This is a genomic window from Fibrobacter sp. UWB2, from assembly GCF_002210425.1.
Classification (GTDB): domain Bacteria; phylum Fibrobacterota; class Fibrobacteria; order Fibrobacterales; family Fibrobacteraceae; genus Fibrobacter; species Fibrobacter elongatus.
In genome coordinates, this window is sequence record NZ_MWQK01000002.1 from 103,797 (window position 1) to 119,848 (window position 16,052).

Annotated in this window: 8 protein-coding genes and 1 tRNA gene; 4 read left to right on the plus strand and 5 right to left on the minus strand. The window is 51.1% G+C overall.

The genetic code is table 11. The annotated features are described in order from the left end of the window. Positions 1–59: 59 nt before the first annotated feature. Both B7982_RS03840 and B7982_RS03845 read right to left on the minus strand, forming a co-directional pair. The gene (locus B7982_RS03840) at positions 60–1,784 is read right to left on the minus strand and encodes a SpoIIE family protein phosphatase (RefSeq protein ID WP_158212956.1); all 1,725 of its coding nucleotides are present in this window, start codon (positions 1,782–1,784) and stop codon (positions 60–62) included. 151 nt (positions 1,785–1,935) lie between these two features. Then, positions 1,936–2,011: transfer RNA gene (locus B7982_RS03845), tRNA-Asp, on the minus strand. 170 nt (positions 2,012–2,181) lie between these two features. Here B7982_RS03845 and uvrA point away from each other — a divergent pair. From uvrA to B7982_RS03860, 3 genes are all read left to right on the plus strand, one after another. Further along, on the plus strand, positions 2,182–7,473 hold the full coding sequence (gene uvrA / locus B7982_RS03850) for an excinuclease ABC subunit UvrA (RefSeq protein ID WP_088659626.1): 5,292 nt from the start codon (positions 2,182–2,184) through the stop codon (positions 7,471–7,473). Between the two features lie 69 nt (positions 7,474–7,542). Beyond that, the gene (locus tag B7982_RS03855) at positions 7,543–9,984 is read left to right on the plus strand and encodes an SUMF1/EgtB/PvdO family nonheme iron enzyme (RefSeq protein WP_088659627.1); all 2,442 of its coding nucleotides are present in this window, start codon (positions 7,543–7,545) and stop codon (positions 9,982–9,984) included. Then, positions 9,977–10,567, plus strand: a complete 591-nt coding sequence (locus tag B7982_RS03860; RefSeq protein ID WP_088659628.1) for a hypothetical protein — start codon at positions 9,977–9,979, stop codon at positions 10,565–10,567. The genes B7982_RS03855 and B7982_RS03860 overlap by 8 nt, the downstream gene beginning before the upstream one ends. A 119-nt stretch (positions 10,568–10,686) precedes the next feature. Here B7982_RS03860 and ychF read toward each other — a convergent pair whose 3' ends face one another. After that, positions 10,687–11,784, minus strand: coding sequence for a redox-regulated ATPase YchF (gene ychF, locus B7982_RS03865; RefSeq protein WP_088659629.1), 1,098 nt, complete (start codon positions 11,782–11,784; stop codon positions 10,687–10,689). A gap of 141 nt (positions 11,785–11,925) precedes the next feature. Here ychF and B7982_RS03870 point away from each other — a divergent pair, with 141 nt between their 5' ends. Continuing rightward, entirely contained in the window at positions 11,926–13,275 is a 1,350-nt protein-coding gene (locus B7982_RS03870) for an MATE family efflux transporter (protein WP_088659630.1), read from the plus strand. 323 nt (positions 13,276–13,598) lie between these two features. Here the strand turns inward: B7982_RS03870 and B7982_RS03875 are convergent, their stop codons facing one another. Beyond that, positions 13,599–15,134, minus strand: coding sequence for a hypothetical protein (locus tag B7982_RS03875; protein ID WP_088659631.1), 1,536 nt, complete (start codon positions 15,132–15,134; stop codon positions 13,599–13,601). Between the two features lies 1 nt (position 15,135). Further along, on the minus strand, positions 15,136–15,966 hold the full coding sequence (locus B7982_RS03880; RefSeq protein WP_015731755.1) for a DUF4423 domain-containing protein: 831 nt from the start codon (positions 15,964–15,966) through the stop codon (positions 15,136–15,138). Positions 15,967–16,052 lie beyond the last annotated feature (86 nt).

Below are 16,052 nucleotides of genomic sequence, written 5' to 3' on the forward strand. Positions count from 1 at the left end.
AATAACTTAAAATATACCAAATAAGTAAGATTTGGCTGGTCCAAATTGGAATATGTGATCTATTTCATCTTGAAGGCTAGCATCGTGATGTCGTCGAACTGCGGTGCGTTCCCGGCAAATTCCTTGACCGCCATGCGGACTTTGCGACACAGAAGGCGGATCGAGTCGTTTTTGGACTCGTTCAGGACCTTCTGGAGGCGTTCCATGCCGAATTCTTCGTCTTTTTCGTTTGTGGCTTCGGGGACGCCGTCGGTGTAGGTGAAAATCGTGTCGCCCGGCTTAAGCTGCACTTCGAATTCCTTGTACCTGTAGCCTTCCATACCGGCGAGGACAAATCCGCTTTTGAGGGTGGCGACCTCGAATTCTCCGTTCTCATGCTTGATGAAGGGCTTCTCGTGGCCCGCATTGGCATAGACGAGGTGGCCCGTCTTGATGTTCAGCACACCGCAAAGGCATGTGACAAACATGTCGTGCACGTTGTGCTCGGCGAGCTCGTCGTTCGCTCGGCTGAGCGCTTCGGCAGGCGAGAGGCCGTGTTGCAGGTTGTGCCTCAGTACAATCTTGGAGACCATCATAAAGAGTGCTGCAGGGACGCCCTTGCCCGAGACGTCTGCAATTACGAGAGCTAAATGGTCATCGTCAATCATGAGGTTGTCGTAAAAGTCACCGCCAACTTCGAGGGCGGGGCGCATCATAGCGTAGTTGTCGAAACCATCCACATCTACGGGCTTCGATAGCGATGCTCGCTGGATAGTCGTTGCAATGGAAAGCTCCGTATGGACCTTCTGCTGCTTTGCCGTGGCTTCGGTCAAGTGCTTCACGTATTCGTCGAGCTCCGTTGCCATTTCTTCGTATGAACGGGCGAGTTTCCCGACTTCGGAGGTGAAGTAGATGTACTGGTGGCATTTTTGCAGCGTATTGTGGATTCTTTCGTAAATATCCTTGTTCTGCCCAAAAGTCTTTGCGATTTCGCTCATGCTTTCGATAGGCTTTGTGACGGTGCGTTCCATGTAGTAGAGGAACCCGAGTGAAACCCAGATGCCGATGTTCAGCAATGTGCCGATGTAAAAGTAAACGTAATTCCAGAGGTAAAGATTGTTCTCGCCGTATTTAAGTGCAATGCTTGGGTAGCTTGTAATTCCAAATGCTACTGAAATGATGATGCTTGTGGCGAGGAAAAACAAAATGAATTTTTCGTTGAGCGAAAAAGAAAAGATGAACTTTGTGGATTTTTTTTGCTTTTTGCGCATTTTTCGCTGGCAAATGAGCGAGGCGCAGATTAGATACGGAAACCCTATAATCACCATCGTGACAAATTGATTGAAGAAAATGTTTGCCGAGAGCATCGAAAAATAGTGTTCGTCAAATTTTAGTTTGATGACGCTTACGACCATGAACGCTGCCGCAAGCGAATCTAGGATGACGATGAGCATGTACTGCACGTTCTTGTAAATCTTGTCGAGCTTGAACTTGTTCTTGTCGTTTTTGCGGAGCTTGTTCCAAATAACTGCGGGCACGTAACCGTAAATAATCTGGACGAAAAATCCTGGGATGAAGATAATCGCGTCATAGCCGGACATGATGTCGGCGATGAGGTTTGCAATCGCGCAGCCGAGGACGCCTGCAAATCCAAATGAAATACCGAAAAGCAGGGGGAGGGCTGCCACAATGCGGACTTCGGTCGTTTCTGAAATCCTGAAAAATTCTCGACAGGGGTAGCCGAGAATAAAGAAAATAAGCCCGCAGATTAAAACGATAAGTATGTATTTATGAATGTTCTTCATAAAAAACTCCTTCTTGATTTTTAATATAAACATTTTTTGTGGAAGGAGTAAAAAAGCGTTCCTCCAATTGCGACTATGGGATAAAATGGTTGTGGAGGGTGGAAAATGGCTAAAAAACGAAAAGCACTTCTCAGAGAGAAGTGCTTTTTCGCGGGATAGACGAGGCTTGAACTCGCAACCTCCGGCGTGACAGGCCGGTGCTCTAACCAAAATTGAGCTACCACCCCAGGTGGTCTGATTGATTTCTCAATCAGTGTGCCATATTTAAAAACTTGTTTTGATTCAGTCAAGGCTTTTTTGCAAAAAAAGTGAATTTAGTTTTAATGTAGAATAGTTTTCTATCCAAATGTTCACTATTTTTTAGACAATTTGGCGGTCTTTTCCTATATTTGCGGTCATGACGAAATCTATTGAAATCCGCGATGCTCATGAACACAACCTCCGCCATGTCGATTTGACGATTCCCCGCGACTCGATTGTCGTGGTGACTGGCGTTTCGGGCTCGGGCAAGTCGAGCCTTGCCTTTGATACGGTGTTCCAGGAAGGGCAGCGCCGTTTTGTGGAGTCGCTTTCGGCGTATGCACGCCAGTTTATTGGGCGCATGAAGCACCCGGATGTGGAAAGCGTTCGCGGAATTTCGCCGACGATTTCGATTGACCAAAAGACGGTGAACCGTAACCCGCGCAGTACGGTGGGTACGGTGGTCGAGATTTTGGACCATTACCGCTTGATGTTTGCTCGCCTCGGCGTTCCGCATTGCCCCAAGTGCGGCAAGGTGATTCAGGCGCAGTCGGTCGACCAGATTGTCGATAACTTGTACGCGAGCGACGAGAATAAAAAGATTTTGGTGATGGCGCCGATTGTGCAGGAGCGCAAGGGCGAATACCGCAAGGAACTTGCGGAGCTTAAGGAAAATGGCTTTGTCCGCGTGCGCGTAGATGGGACGATTTACAGGCTCGAAGACGTGCCGCAGTTGGTGCGTTACGAGAAGCACACGATTGAAGTGGTGATTGACCGCTTGACGCTCGAACGCAAGAACATGAGCCGTTTGCGCGAGGCGATTGAAGGTGCCTTGAAGCTCACGGACGGAAAGCTTGTATCGTTCTTGCTGACATCGCAAGAGGCGGGCGCGGATGGTGCCGCGAAGGAAGAATACCGCTTGCAGGGTACGCAGCTCGCTTGCCCCAAGTGCGGGATTTCTATCCCAGAACTCGAACCGCGATTCTTTAGCTTTAACGACCCGAAGGGGCAATGCCCCGCCTGCAAGGGCCTTGGCGAAAGTTGCGAATTTGACATTAACTTGATTGTGCCGAATCCGAATTTGTCTTTGAAAGAGGGGTGCCTTGCTCCGCAAAAGAAGGATGACGGCTGCATCATCTTTAGCGATTTTGGCTGGCGCAATTTGCGCACGATTGCGAACGAAATGCACTTTTCGCTCGATACGCCGTGGAACAAGCTCAAGAAGGCACAGCAGGATGCCGTGCTTTACGGGACTCCGAGCGGGAGTGAACGCGGTGTGGTGACGATTATGCAGGAACTTTGGGACATGTGGCATATTTACCACTTCCGAAAGTATATGCAGATTGGCGTTTGTCCGGAATGTCACGGAACGCGAATCAACCGCATTGCGGCGGCTGTCGATTTCCACGGTCATAACATTTGCGAGATGACGGAATGGTCCGTCGAAAAGTCCGTCGAGTTTTTTGACAAGCTCAAGCTGAGTCCGAAGGAACAGCGCATCGGTCGCGAAGTGCTCAAGGAAATTCGTGGGCGCCTTGGATTCTTGAAGGCGGTGGGCCTTGGCTATTTGGACATTAGCCGCAAGGCTTCGACGCTTTCGGGCGGTGAGGCGCAGCGTATCAGGCTCGCAAGTGCCGTGGGGGCGGGGCTCCAGGGCGTGCTTTACGTGCTTGATGAACCGAGTATTGGACTGCACCCACGTGACAACGATAAGTTGCTCGAGATGCTCGAGCGCTTGCGAGCCCAAGGCAACAGCCTTCTCATCGTGGAACACGATGAGGATACGATGCGTCATGCGGATTGCGTGATTGACGTGGGCCCTGGCGCGGGTGTCGAAGGCGGTCGCATTTTGGCGGCAGGCACGGTCGACGAACTCGAAAAGAACAAGTCGTCACTTACGGGCGCGTATTTGAGCGGTCGCAAGTCGATTGAAATTCCGTCGCAGCGTTTGAAGATTGATGCGAGGACGCCGAAGCTTAAGATTTGCGGTGCTTGCGAAAACAACCTTAAGAATGTCGATGTGGAAATTCCGCTCGGCGGTGCGTTTACCGTAGTCACGGGTGTTTCGGGCTCGGGCAAGAGCACGCTCATCAACCAAATTTTGCGCCGCGAACTGGCTCGTGTGTTCTACAATTCCGAAGAACCGGTTGGCAAGTTTGACCATTTGGAAGGTCTCGAAAACATCGACAAGGTCATTGAAATTGACCAGACGCCGATTGGACGCACCCCGCGCAGTAACCCTGCAACTTATACGAAAATCTGGGATGACATTCGCGACTTGTTTGCCGGTATGGAAGAAAGCAAGGTGCGCGGGTACACGAAGAGCCGCTTTAGCTTTAATGTGAAGGGTGGCCGCTGTGATGCTTGCGAAGGTGCGGGCGTGAAGGTCATCGACATGCATATTTTGCCGAGTGTACAAGTCACTTGCGATGTGTGCGACGGCAAGCGCTTTAACGAAGCGACTCGTGAAGTTTATTTCAAGGGCAAGAATATTTCTGAAGTTCTCGATATGAGCATCAGCGAAGCTGCTGAATTTTTCAAGGACATCCCGAAAATTGCAGAACCGCTCAAGCTCCTTTGCGAAGTAGGCCTTGGCTATTTGACGCTCGGTCAGCCTTCGACGACTTTGAGCGGTGGCGAAGCGCAACGTGTGAAGATTGCATCGGAATTGCGTCGCCCGGGTACGGGCAAGACGCTTTACTTGCTCGACGAACCGACAACCGGTTTGCATTTTGAAGATATCCGTCGATTGCTCGAATGCTTGAATCGCTTGCGTAGTCTCGGCAACAGCGTCGTGGTGATTGAACACAACCTCGATGTGATCAAGTGCGCGGACTGGATTATTGACCTTGGTCCGGATGCGGGCGTGAATGGCGGTCGCATTATCGCGACGGGAACTCCCGAACAAATTGCCAAGTGCAAAAAGTCGGAGACGGGGCGTTACTTGGCTCCGGTCTTGGCGAAAAAGCATGGCGAAAACAAGCATTTTGAACGCACAGATGAAAAGGGCGAAGATTACTCGCTCGATATCGAAGTGCATGGCGCTCGCAAGCACAATCTCAAGAACATCGATGTGACGATTCCGCGCCACAAGCTCACCGTGATTACGGGTGTTTCGGGCTCGGGCAAGTCGAGCCTTGCGTTCCATACGCTCTTTAGCGAAGGCCAGCGCCGCTTTGTGGAAACCCTCAGCACTTACGCTCGTCGATTCTTGGGTCGCCCCGACCGCGGTAGCATTGATTCCATTTCGGGTTTGGCGCCTGCGATTGCGATTGACCAAAAGAGCGCAAGCAAGAGCCCGCGCAGTACGGTCGCGACGCTCACCGAGATTTACGACTACTTCCGCATTTTGTGGGCTCGCGTGGGTACGGCTCATTGTTTGCATTGCGGAAAGCCAATCAGCTCTTATGCCGCTGGCGACTTGATGCAGTTTGCTTTTGACCGAGACATCAACAAAATGGTGACGGTTCTTGCTCCGTTCGAAATCAAGGACGAAATTAAGTTGTCCAAGATTTTGACGGAGAAGGGTTACCGCAAGGCATATCTCGGTAAAAAGCTCGTGGAACTTCCGTTGCCAAAAATCCCCATTCGCGAAAAACAGTTGCTCGCCGTGGTCGATTCTGTAGTGGTCAAGGAAGAAAATCGTGCTCGTCTCGTCGAAGCGTTTGAACGCGGCTACCGCGACGGTAACGGAATCCTCTATGTGGATTGCGATGGCGAAGAACGCCTCTCGGCTAGTGAAAAGCCGGGTTGCCCGGAATGTGGTTGGTACATGGATTCTGCGCTCAACCCGAAGCATTTCAGTTTCAATACGCATTGGGGCGCTTGCGAAACTTGCCTTGGCCTTGGTCACTTCAAGGACGGCGAAGAATGTCCGGATTGCCACGGCGAACGCTTGAAGCCTGAATATCTTGCGGTGCGCATCTTGGGCAAGAACATCATGGATGTGCATCACATGAGCATTGCCGAAGCTCGTGACTGGTTTGCAAAAGTCGATTTCGCAAACGAAGAAAATGCGACTTCCGTGACTGCCGAAAGCAAAAAGACGATTGCAGCGCCGCTCCTCCGCGAAATCATTGGGCGTTTGGACTTCTTGATTAGCGTGGGTCTTGGTTACATTGGCCTTGACCGTGCGGGCGATACGCTTTCGGGCGGTGAATCCCAGCGCATCCGCTTGGCAAGCCAAATCGGCAGCGGTCTTGAAGGCGTCTTGTACGTGCTGGACGAACCGACCGTCGGCCTCCACGAAAGCGATACTGCAAAACTTTTGGACACGCTTTACCGCTTGCGTGACCTTGGCAATACGCTCGTGGTTGTGGAACACGATCTTAAGATGATGCAGGCCGCAGACCACATTATCGATATGGGCCCTGGTGCAGGCGATTTCGGTGGTGAAGTCGTTGCCGAAGGCTCTCCTGCAGAACTTGCAAAACCGTATGCGTTGCAACAGTTCCCGCGTAGCGAAACGGTCAAGTTCCTCACGTATTCAACTCCGGTGGCAAACCAGCTGGAACCCGTGCGTATTACGGACGATACGGAATTCTATGAATTCAAGAACCTCAAGGCAAATAACCTTAAGAACTTGTCTGTAAAGTTCCCCAAGAAGGCTGTGAGCGTTGTCTGTGGCGTTTCGGGTTCGGGCAAGAGTTCTCTCGTTGTCGATGAAATTTTCCCGGCGCTCAAAAAGCAGTTCCAAGCGCGTGGTCGCAAAAAGCAGAGCGGCGAGGTTTTGCTTGTCGACCAGAGTCCGATTTCGGGAACGCCGCGCAGTACGCCGGCGAGCTTTACTGGCGTGTTTGACGATATCCGCAAACTGTTTGCCAAACTCGAACAGTCCAAGATGAAGGGCTTTGATTACGGCCGTTTCAGTTACAACCTTGCGCGTGGCCGTTGCCCCGCTTGCGAAGGCCGTGGTGCCGTCGCTGTCGAGATGCACTTCCTTTCTGACATCTGGGAAACTTGCGAAGTCTGCGGTGGCAAGCGCTACAACCAGGAAACGCTTACGGTCACGTTCAAGGGCAAGAACATTGCCGACGTGCTTGACATGCGTGTGGTTGAAGCTTGCGAGTTCTTCAAGGATCAACCGAAGATTTTGCCGAAGCTCGAATGCCTCCGCGATGTAGGCCTCCCGTACGTGAAACTCGGTCAGCCGGTCACGACGCTTTCGGGCGGTGAATCCCAACGATTGAAGCTTGCCGCGGAACTCTGCCGCCGTCCGGCGACGGAAATGGTCTACCTGCTTGACGAACCGACAACGGGCCTCCATCTCAAGGATATCCAGATTCTTTGGAACCTCTTGCGCAGGCTCTCGGCACGTGGCGATACGGTCATTGTCATTGAACACCACCCCGATATTATCCGTTTGGCCGACTGGAAGGCCGAATTGGGTCCTGTGGGCGGTGCAAAAGGCGGTTACTTGCTCGAAATGGGGGCTAATTCGTCAAAATAATGGAACTACTTTTCTTATAAGAAATTATTTTTCTAAAAAAGAAGGTTCCTAAATAAGACAGGAGAGCTTATGACTTTTTACCGATGGCTTCCGCTTTTGTTGCTGGTCCCGGCATTAACAATGGCCGATGAGGATCGTAACTTTAAATTGACTTCGGAAAATTTTAAAGTCGGTAATGTTTTAGAGCGTGCGACCAACTTTGCAATCGTGTTGGATAAGTCGGTTGCCATTTCGCAGGCCCCTGTTTTCCCGTTGCAGGCAAACCAGCTCTACCTCCGCCATAAAGCGTCCGCAAAGGAATACCTTTGGTTCTGTGGCGATGCCAAACCGGAAGAATACAAGAACCTTCATGCCTTTAACCTCAAGGAAAATCACTTGAGCGCCCGTGAAGTGCTTGGGCTCCGCCTTTACGCTTCTCGCCAATACAAGGCTTTCCAGGACGAAGCGGACATTTACTTCGATGCCGAATATATTTACTCTCCCCGTGTCACTAAGCTCTTGTTCATGAAGAATGGCAAGTGGCAGGTCCTGAATGAAAGTGCACACCCGGGAATGGTGCAAATTAATTCTGACGAGAAAAATCTGGAAATTGTCTCGCTCAATGCGAAAATGAAACCGGGGACCAGGGCTCTTTACCCTGTGGATAGCGGAACCTATGTGTTTTCGTTTAACGCTCCTGACCAGCTCCCGTATGCCGATATCGGAAACCTCAAGGCTGGCGAAGTCCTCACGTTCGATGTGAAATTCCCGGCTCCGGATACAAGCGCAGCTGTCTCTGTTGATTCCAATGCGGTTAGCTCTAGCTCTGCGGCTTCCACGGACTCTGCTGTAGCTTCGAGTTCTAGCGTGGCAGTCCGTGATTCGAATTCGGTTATTGCAATTCCTGACTTTGATGCTGGTGTTTCTAGTTCAAGTGAAGCTCCGGCTATCGTTACCGAATCTAAGACGACCTCTCCGGCTGTCCCGTCTGTGACGATTGAACAGGTGCAGGCCCTGAAAACGCTTGAAGAAACCGAAGCGCTTTACGATGCGTTCTCCGCTGATGTCGATAAGAACTTTAAGCGCGTGGATACGACGGAATTCTCGAAATTCTATCCGGCCATCAAGCCTGCGGATTCTCTTGGACTCGTGGATTCGGGTAAGGTCTATCGCGGTTACGTGGCTCACTACAATCTCAAACGCACCGAGGCGCAGAACCTCTGGCGTCAAAAGAAGCTTGGTGTTGTCAGCAACTTGTACAAGGCTTTCCATGCAAAGTTTGATAGCCTCCAGGCGCTTCCGCTCCAGATTAACATGATGCCTGTTGCGATTGAAAAGATTATGAAGGCTCCGGACACGACCATCGTCATTGATTCGAGTAAGTCTCCTGCCGATACCATCAAGAAAGTTGTTGATTCTGCAAAGATTGATTCTCTGAATCTCCGCTTCGGTGCTGACCGTGAACGCGTAGATGTCGCATGGAAGGGAGTCGTTGATGGCTATTCCATGGATACTCTTGTGGAAAAGCTTGCTGCAGGAAATTCTGGACTCGTGACGACTTTGTTCCTCGTGAACAACAAGCCGGTGTGGGTGTTCAAGGAAGGCGACCTCGTGGGCCGTTACCAGTACCGCTATGAAAAGCTTGGCTTCCGCGTGGGCGATTCACTCTACTTTGGTAAGGGTGAATTTAAGTTGCCAAAGCATATTCTCGTTGAAAAGGAAGTGGAAGAATGGTTAAAGAGAGGGCCTGAGTCCTCTTCGTCTGTGGCTCCGAGTTCTTCTTCAGCTGCTCCGGATACGGTCAAGGCTGAACCTGTGTTTAACGTTGTTGAACACGCTACTCGTGGAACGGTTGCCGTTGTAGATTCTGGCTCGTTCCGCTATCGTGGCAAGGTGGTTTCCATGTCGCCGTTTGCAATCCACACGACCGAAGTGACGCAGGAATTTTTCCACAAGATCATGGGTCTTTTGGATTCCACGAAGCGTATTCCGGACAAGTCTGCATTTAAGGGGGCGAACAAGCCGGTCCAGAACATCACGTGGGAAAATGCGCAGTACGCTTGCAAGGTCCTTGGTGGTGATTTGCCTACCGAAGCCCAGTGGGAATTTGCGGGCCGCGCCGGTAGCAACGATGGTGTCCTCTGGACAGCAGACGATGTGATGAGCGTTGGCAAGTACGCTATCTTTGCCGAAAACTCCTTTAAGAGGGGCAAAAAGGATTCCGCCTATGGTCCGCATGACGTGGCGACCAAGACTCCGAACGCCTGGGGACTTTACGACATGTCGGGTAACGTTGCCGAATGGACCCGTGACAATTACTTTGCCATTACGTTCTCTATTGAAAGCTCCAACCCGACCGGTTCCTTCTGGGGCACAGGCAAAGTCCTGAAGGGCGGTTCCTGGAAGGACAAAGAAAAGAAGTTGAACATGACATACCGCGATGACGAAGATCCGCGCTATTGGTCTGACTTCATCGGTTTCCGTTGCGTGTTCCCACTCGAAAGAATCATTCAAGGTAAGAATAATGAGTAATAATTCTCATAAGGAAATGCGTTTATTCAAGAAGCTCACGGCAATCCCGTATTTGCTTGTGTTGCTTGCTTTGCTGATGCCGCTTGCGAATGTCTCGTGCTCGGCCAAGGACGATAGCAAGCCGATTGCACAGATGACGATTTACGAGATTGCCTCGGGTGTCGACCTGGACAAGTCTCTCTCGGAAACTGCAAGTACCCAGATGCGTCGCATGCTCAAGGAAAATCCGAAAATTCAGGACCACTTCAAGACGCAGATGCCGAACTTCCCGAAAATGGAAGCTGTTCCTCACTTGTATGGGATTATTGCGGCGGTTGTTTTGGCGGCGGTGTTCTCGTGGATTGTGCCGCTAGCATCAACGGTAATGGGGCTCTTGTCCATGATTTCGCTATGGTCGCTGTTGATGAAACTTTCGCACATCGGGGGGACTCTTGGAATCCCGTTATTGAAAGTTGAAGGTGGCATTGGGCTATACTGCGCTAGCTTCCTGATTTTAATCGGGACGGCAATGAATCTCGCGACGCTTGTGCGCCCGATAGTGGTGGCCCGCCGCGAACGGAAGAAAGCTAAAGCGTCATCCTGAGTGAAACGAAGGATCTAATGATTTCAATAAGAAAGGTCGCGAGTGTTCGCGACCTTTTCTATAACATTAAGCAGTAAGACTTTCCTATAGCAGTCCTGCCTACTGCGCCGCTGGCGCCATTACACGTTGAACAAGAAGTACATGATGTCGCCATCCTGTACGAGGTATTCCTTGCCTTCCGTACGGACGAGACCCGCTTCCTTGGCGGCGTTCCAGCTACCGTGCTTGAGGAAGTCGGCGTAGCTCAAAGTTTCGGCGCGGATAAAGCCACGTTCGAAGTCCGTGTGGATGACGCCTGCGCACTGCGGGGCCTTGAAGCCTGCGTGGAACGTCCATGCGCGGCATTCCTTTTCGCCAGCGGTGAAGAACGTGCGGAGACCGAGGATTTCGTAACCCTTGCGGACAACGGAATCGAGTCCGGATTCCGTCATGCCGAGTTCCTTCAAGAAGTCAGCCTTGTCGGCCGGTTCCATGGCGGAAAGTTCTTCTTCGATCTTACCGCTGATGACGATGACGTCGTGACCGTGCTTGGAGGCGTATTCCTTGAGCTGGTCCACATAAGTGTTACCGGTGAGGATGTCGTCTTCTTTGACGTTTGCGCAGTAGAAGAGCGGCTTTGCTGTAAGGAGTCCGAGGTCCTTGACGATGCCTTCCATTTCTTCGCTGTCGTGCATCACGGTGCGGGCGGCGCGGCCTTCTTCCATCGTCGTCTTCAAAAGTTCGCAAGCGGCGAGACGAGCCTTGGCTTCGGCGTTGCCGGTACGAGCACTCTTAGCTTCGGTAGCGAGGCGCTTTTCGACAGTGTCCAAGTCCTTGAGGATGAGTTCTGTTTCAATCACTTCGACGTCGCGGATCGGGTCCACAGAACCGTTCACGTGGATGATGTTTTCGTCGTCAAAGCAGCGTACCACTTCCATGATGGCTTCGCATTCGCGGATGTGGGTGAGGAACTGGTTGCCGAGACCTTCGCCCTTGGAAGCGCCTTTTACAAGACCTGCAATATCTACGAATTCTGTAACAGCCGGGACGATGGATTTCGGGTTGTAGACCTTCACAAGTTCATCGAGGCGGGCATCCGGGACGCTGACCATGCCGACGTTCGGGTCGATGGTGCAGAACGGATAGTTGGCGGATTCTGCGCCTGCGTTAGTGATTGCGTTGAAGATTGTGCTCTTGCCTACGTTCGGGAGGCCTACGATGCCGCATTTAAAACCCATGATAATCTCCGATTTGTGGCGCTTGTAATCGCTTTATCCTATAGCGATTCTAGTCACCTGTTTTTGCGATGTAAAGGTAGAAAATTGCCCTTTAAGCTTAAAGCGTAAAAATCTAAATTTGCCGCGGTTTTAAGGTGCTGTATGGCAACGGATGCGTTAAAGACGAATATGGATATGTTGAACGGACCCCTCGGTCGTAAGATTCTGAGGTTTGCCGTTCCGCTTGCGGCGACAAGCATTTTGCAACAGCTGTTCAATGCGGCTGACATTGCCGTGGTCGGGCAGTTTGCTGGCGACAAGGCACTTGCGGCTGTTGGGGCGAATACGTTCGTCATCAACATGCTGATAAACTTGTTCGTAGGCATCTCTGTCGGCGTGAATGTCGTCGTCGCGAATTCGATTGGTGCGCAGAGCTATCGTGCCATTACGCGCAGTGTCCACACGTCTGTAATCGTCTCGTTCTTTAGTGGGATTTTGCTCTCGTTTATCGGAGTCTTTTTTGCGCGGCCGATCCTTTCGGCAATTTCGACCCCTACAGATGTTTTGGATTTGGCGGTGCGCTATCTGCAAGTCTATTTTGCGGGTATTCCGTTTGTCATGCTGTATAACTTTGTGGCGGCAATCCTGCGTGGCAAAGGCGATACAAAGCGCCCGCTTTACGTGCTCCTTGCGACGGGCGCTATCAACGTGTTGTTGAACGTCCTCTTTGTTGCAGGCTTTGGCATGAGCGTTACGGGGGTTGCGCTTGCGACCGTGATTGCAAATGCGCTGAGTGCGGGGACATTGTTCTACTTCTTGCTCCACGAAGTCGGACCGTTCAAGCTCGAATTCTGGAAGTTGAGAATTACGCCTGTGTTTCTCGGGCGCATTATGCGTGTGGGGCTCCCGGCGGGGCTTCAGGGCGTTGTGTTCTCGTTTAGCAATGTCTGCCTCCAGTCGGCCATCAACAGCCTTGGTTCTGCAACTGTAGCGGCATCTGCCGCGGCACTCACTTACGAGTTCATTGTCTATTACTGGCTCAATTCATTCTCGCATGCGTGCGTGACTTTTGTGGGGCAAAACTATGGCGCGAAAAATTTGGAACGCTGCCGCCGTGCGGTCCGTTGGACCATTTTGCTAGCGACTACATCTACGTTTGCGTTGAGCATGCTTTGCTGCTACTTTGCAAAGCCGTTGCTTTCGCTGTACACGTCCGATCCCGAAATTATTGCGACTGGTTCAATCCGCATGTACGTCGTGGTTGGCGTGCTGTTTATCAACGTCTTTTTGGACGTTTTCTCTGGTGCGCTACGTGGCATGGGGCAGTCTTTGGCTCCGGCGCTGACTTGCGTGGTGGGTGTCTGCGGTATACGAATCCTCTGGGTTATTTTTGTATTCCCGCAGTACCGTTCTTTCGCTTCGCTGATGGTGGTGTACCCGGTGAGCTGGATTGTCACCATCATGGTCTTGGCTGGGATATACATTTATCGGGTAAAACATACCCGTTTTTAATGTAAATGTTTATTATCTGATTCGCCCATACGGGCGCTATTGCCAATTATTTGACATTTTGTCAACGGATGAAAAAAGGCCTTTTGAGATAAAGGCCTTAAATAAAGATAATTTACGGGTATCCTAAAACTGCCGATTTGGGATTGGATTCAAAGGCATCAATTAGTGTTGGAGAATTGGTGCTTCTGTATCGGATGGAGACTCGGATCACTATTCTTCATGATACATAACTTAGTGACCTTGACCGAACAGAGTTTTCAATCCCAAACGGCCTTTTTTTGCCCCCTTTGAGGGGGCTTTTTAATTGCCTTGGTGAATGCTATTTACAGCAAGTCGTCGAGGTTGATGCCGTACATTCTGACGTTATCAATCCAGATCTCCGTGCCGTTGTACACAAAGATGGTAAAGCGCGTAATCTTGTTGCGTGTCACGTCCCAGCCGTGGTAGCTTTTTTTGTCCGGATTTGTGAAATCGGATGGCTTGATGGCGACACGAGTCCATTCTTCGTTGACACTTCCTTTATACGAGGTCTTGTAGTTTGTATCGGATTCTACAATCGTCTCGAGGAATACTTCGAAATCCCCGCTGCCCTTGAGCCAAACTTCCACGGAGTCGAGTCTGCTCAAGTCGTGCTGGTGCGCGGCTATGCGCGTCCCGATGACAACGTAGCGTCCGAGCTTGTTCGCCTGGTACTGCACATGCAGCATGTTCTTGCCGAAGATGGTGCTGTCAGCCTTTTCGATGCCGTTGGTCGGCTTCTGGTCAAGGTTGTTCTTGACCGTTGCACTATCGTGCGGTTGTACGTACCAGTTGTAGTTAAGTGGCGCGGGCAGTGCGTTTAAGTCGGTGCCTGCTTCGAAATTCAAAACCTCGACGCTGTTGAGAGCGCTGATAAGCGAATCGCTGAGACCTTCCCAAACTTTGACATCTTCAATCTTCTTGGCCTTCTTGTCGCCCCACATGAGCATCCACGGCCTGACTGTATCGGCGGCGCTTTCGACGCGGATGTTGAGCGTAGCGCTATTGATGGTCGTATCCCAGCCGTCGATTTCAAACGGAATGAGGTTGTTGCTTCCGTCGTAGAGGCGAATGTCACTTCCGTCCTTTTCGGCCTTCGAGAAGTCGAAGTTCTCTTCAGTCAGGCGCAGGACGAGTACGGTCGGGAAGCTGAGCGGGCGCATCCAGTCCGAAATCAAGTCAGAGGGCATAAAGCGGATGGCGTTCTCGGGGATGACCTTGTTTGGGTTCTCGATGAGGCCAAGATCAATCGTGTCGTTCGAGGTCACGCTTGCAGAGGTCTCGCCGATGGCGCTGAGTTCATCGGAATTCCAGGCACTCACGGTGACGTTTCCGCACGGAGCCTTCTGGATGACGAACTGTCCGAGCGAATCGGTCTTGACAATCGTGTTCACTCCCTGGACGGCAACCCAGGCGTAGTTGGCGGAGTCCGGCAAGTCCACAAGACCCTTGACCGTGCCGACCGCTTCGAGCGAAGCGCTGTCGAGCGTGTATTCGTGGTTCAGGTTGTTGAGCGTGTACTGCAAGACGATAGAAGAATCGCCCTTGGTAAAGTTGATGGTGTAGGAACCATTCTGGTGGCCGTCGATATGCACCCAACCATTCGTGTCGGTCTTGCCTTCGTAGGTGTAGTTCACGATGCCGGTTTCGGTGGTGTCGGCTACATACCAAGACGGGAGCACCTGGTAGCGCACGTTGGCGGCCGGAGTGCCGTCTTCAAAAAGTCGGATGGCGATGGCGTTTTCGATTTCCGTCGTATTCCCTGCCGTGTCGTTGTTTGCTGTGCAGGCAACGAGGAGTCCAAAGGGTACCAAATAAAGAAGCTTGTTAAAATTTTTCATTTTATTTTTCCTTCTTCTTATTGAGTGCGACGGGGAATAAAGCGAGGTTCAACTGCATAACGCGATCGGGGACAATGCACTTGTCGACGCGAATCTGGATTTCTTTGCGGAATTCCTTGAGCATCTTTTTCAGGTCTTCGAATCCCTTGGAATCGACTGCCATGGTGATTGTCGAAATGTCGCGGTTCTCTGGCGGAATTTCATTGAGCGAGCGGATGCCAAACTGCATAACCTTCGAATGGAAACTGCGGATGGCTTCGGCCTTTTCGGCGCCTTGGACCGTGATGTGCGGGTCGGCGAGGCGGACTTTGCTGTTGTTGTTGATCGGCTGGATAAAGCCGAGCGACTTTAAAATCTCGATGCTTTCTTGCGCCTGTTCTTCGGTGATGGGCGGAATCACGCTGCTTGCGATTTCCGGGATGTCCACGTTGCCGTGTTTCACTTCGATGAGCGCTCTTACGACGATAGTCCACCAGGCGCTTAAATACTTGAGCTCGTTGTCCTTGAGCAAATGGCGCTTCACATCGCGGAGCTGGAATGCCTTTTGCAAAATTTCAGCTTTTGTCTTTTCGGATTTTGTGCGCGATGCGACAATCAACAAGTCAAAGTATGCGGCCCCGCGACCGTCCAGTCCGAGCATTTTCTTTGCGGCGGGAACTGCGTGGACGGGGAGATTGCGCTTTTTCTGAACTATATAGTACGCATGACTTGAATCCAAGCCAAGCGTTTTGCCGAGAGTGCTGAAGGAATACAAGGAGTTGTGTTTCTTATGCTCCAAGTAATAATCCTTGATCATATCCCGGTAGTCATCGTAATCAAAGATTTCTGCCATAACCAAACCTATACTAAATATACTTTAAAAATTGTGGTAGGGCTTCATGTGAGTAATTAGTAAGTAGGTATTTGGGCGATAAAAGG

Excerpts from the sequence above, each read along its gene's own strand:
- uvrA (WP_088659626.1), top strand. The coding sequence starts at position 2,182 with ATGACGAAATCTATTGAAATCCGCGATGCTCATGAACACAACCTCCGC.
- B7982_RS03855 (WP_088659627.1), top strand. The coding sequence starts at position 7,543 with ATGACTTTTTACCGATGGCTTCCGCTTTTGTTGCTGGTCCCGGCATTA.
- B7982_RS03840 (WP_158212956.1), bottom strand. The coding sequence starts at position 1,784 with ATGAAGAACATTCATAAATACATACTTATCGTTTTAATCTGCGGGCTT.
- B7982_RS03875 (WP_088659631.1), bottom strand. The coding sequence starts at position 15,134 with ATGAAAAATTTTAACAAGCTTCTTTATTTGGTACCCTTTGGACTCCTC.
- ychF (WP_088659629.1), bottom strand. The coding sequence starts at position 11,784 with ATGGGTTTTAAATGCGGCATCGTAGGCCTCCCGAACGTAGGCAAGAGC.
- B7982_RS03870 (WP_088659630.1), top strand. The coding sequence starts at position 11,926 with ATGGCAACGGATGCGTTAAAGACGAATATGGATATGTTGAACGGACCC.
- B7982_RS03860 (WP_088659628.1), top strand. The coding sequence starts at position 9,977 with ATGAGTAATAATTCTCATAAGGAAATGCGTTTATTCAAGAAGCTCACG.
- B7982_RS03880 (WP_015731755.1), bottom strand. The coding sequence starts at position 15,966 with ATGGCAGAAATCTTTGATTACGATGACTACCGGGATATGATCAAGGAT.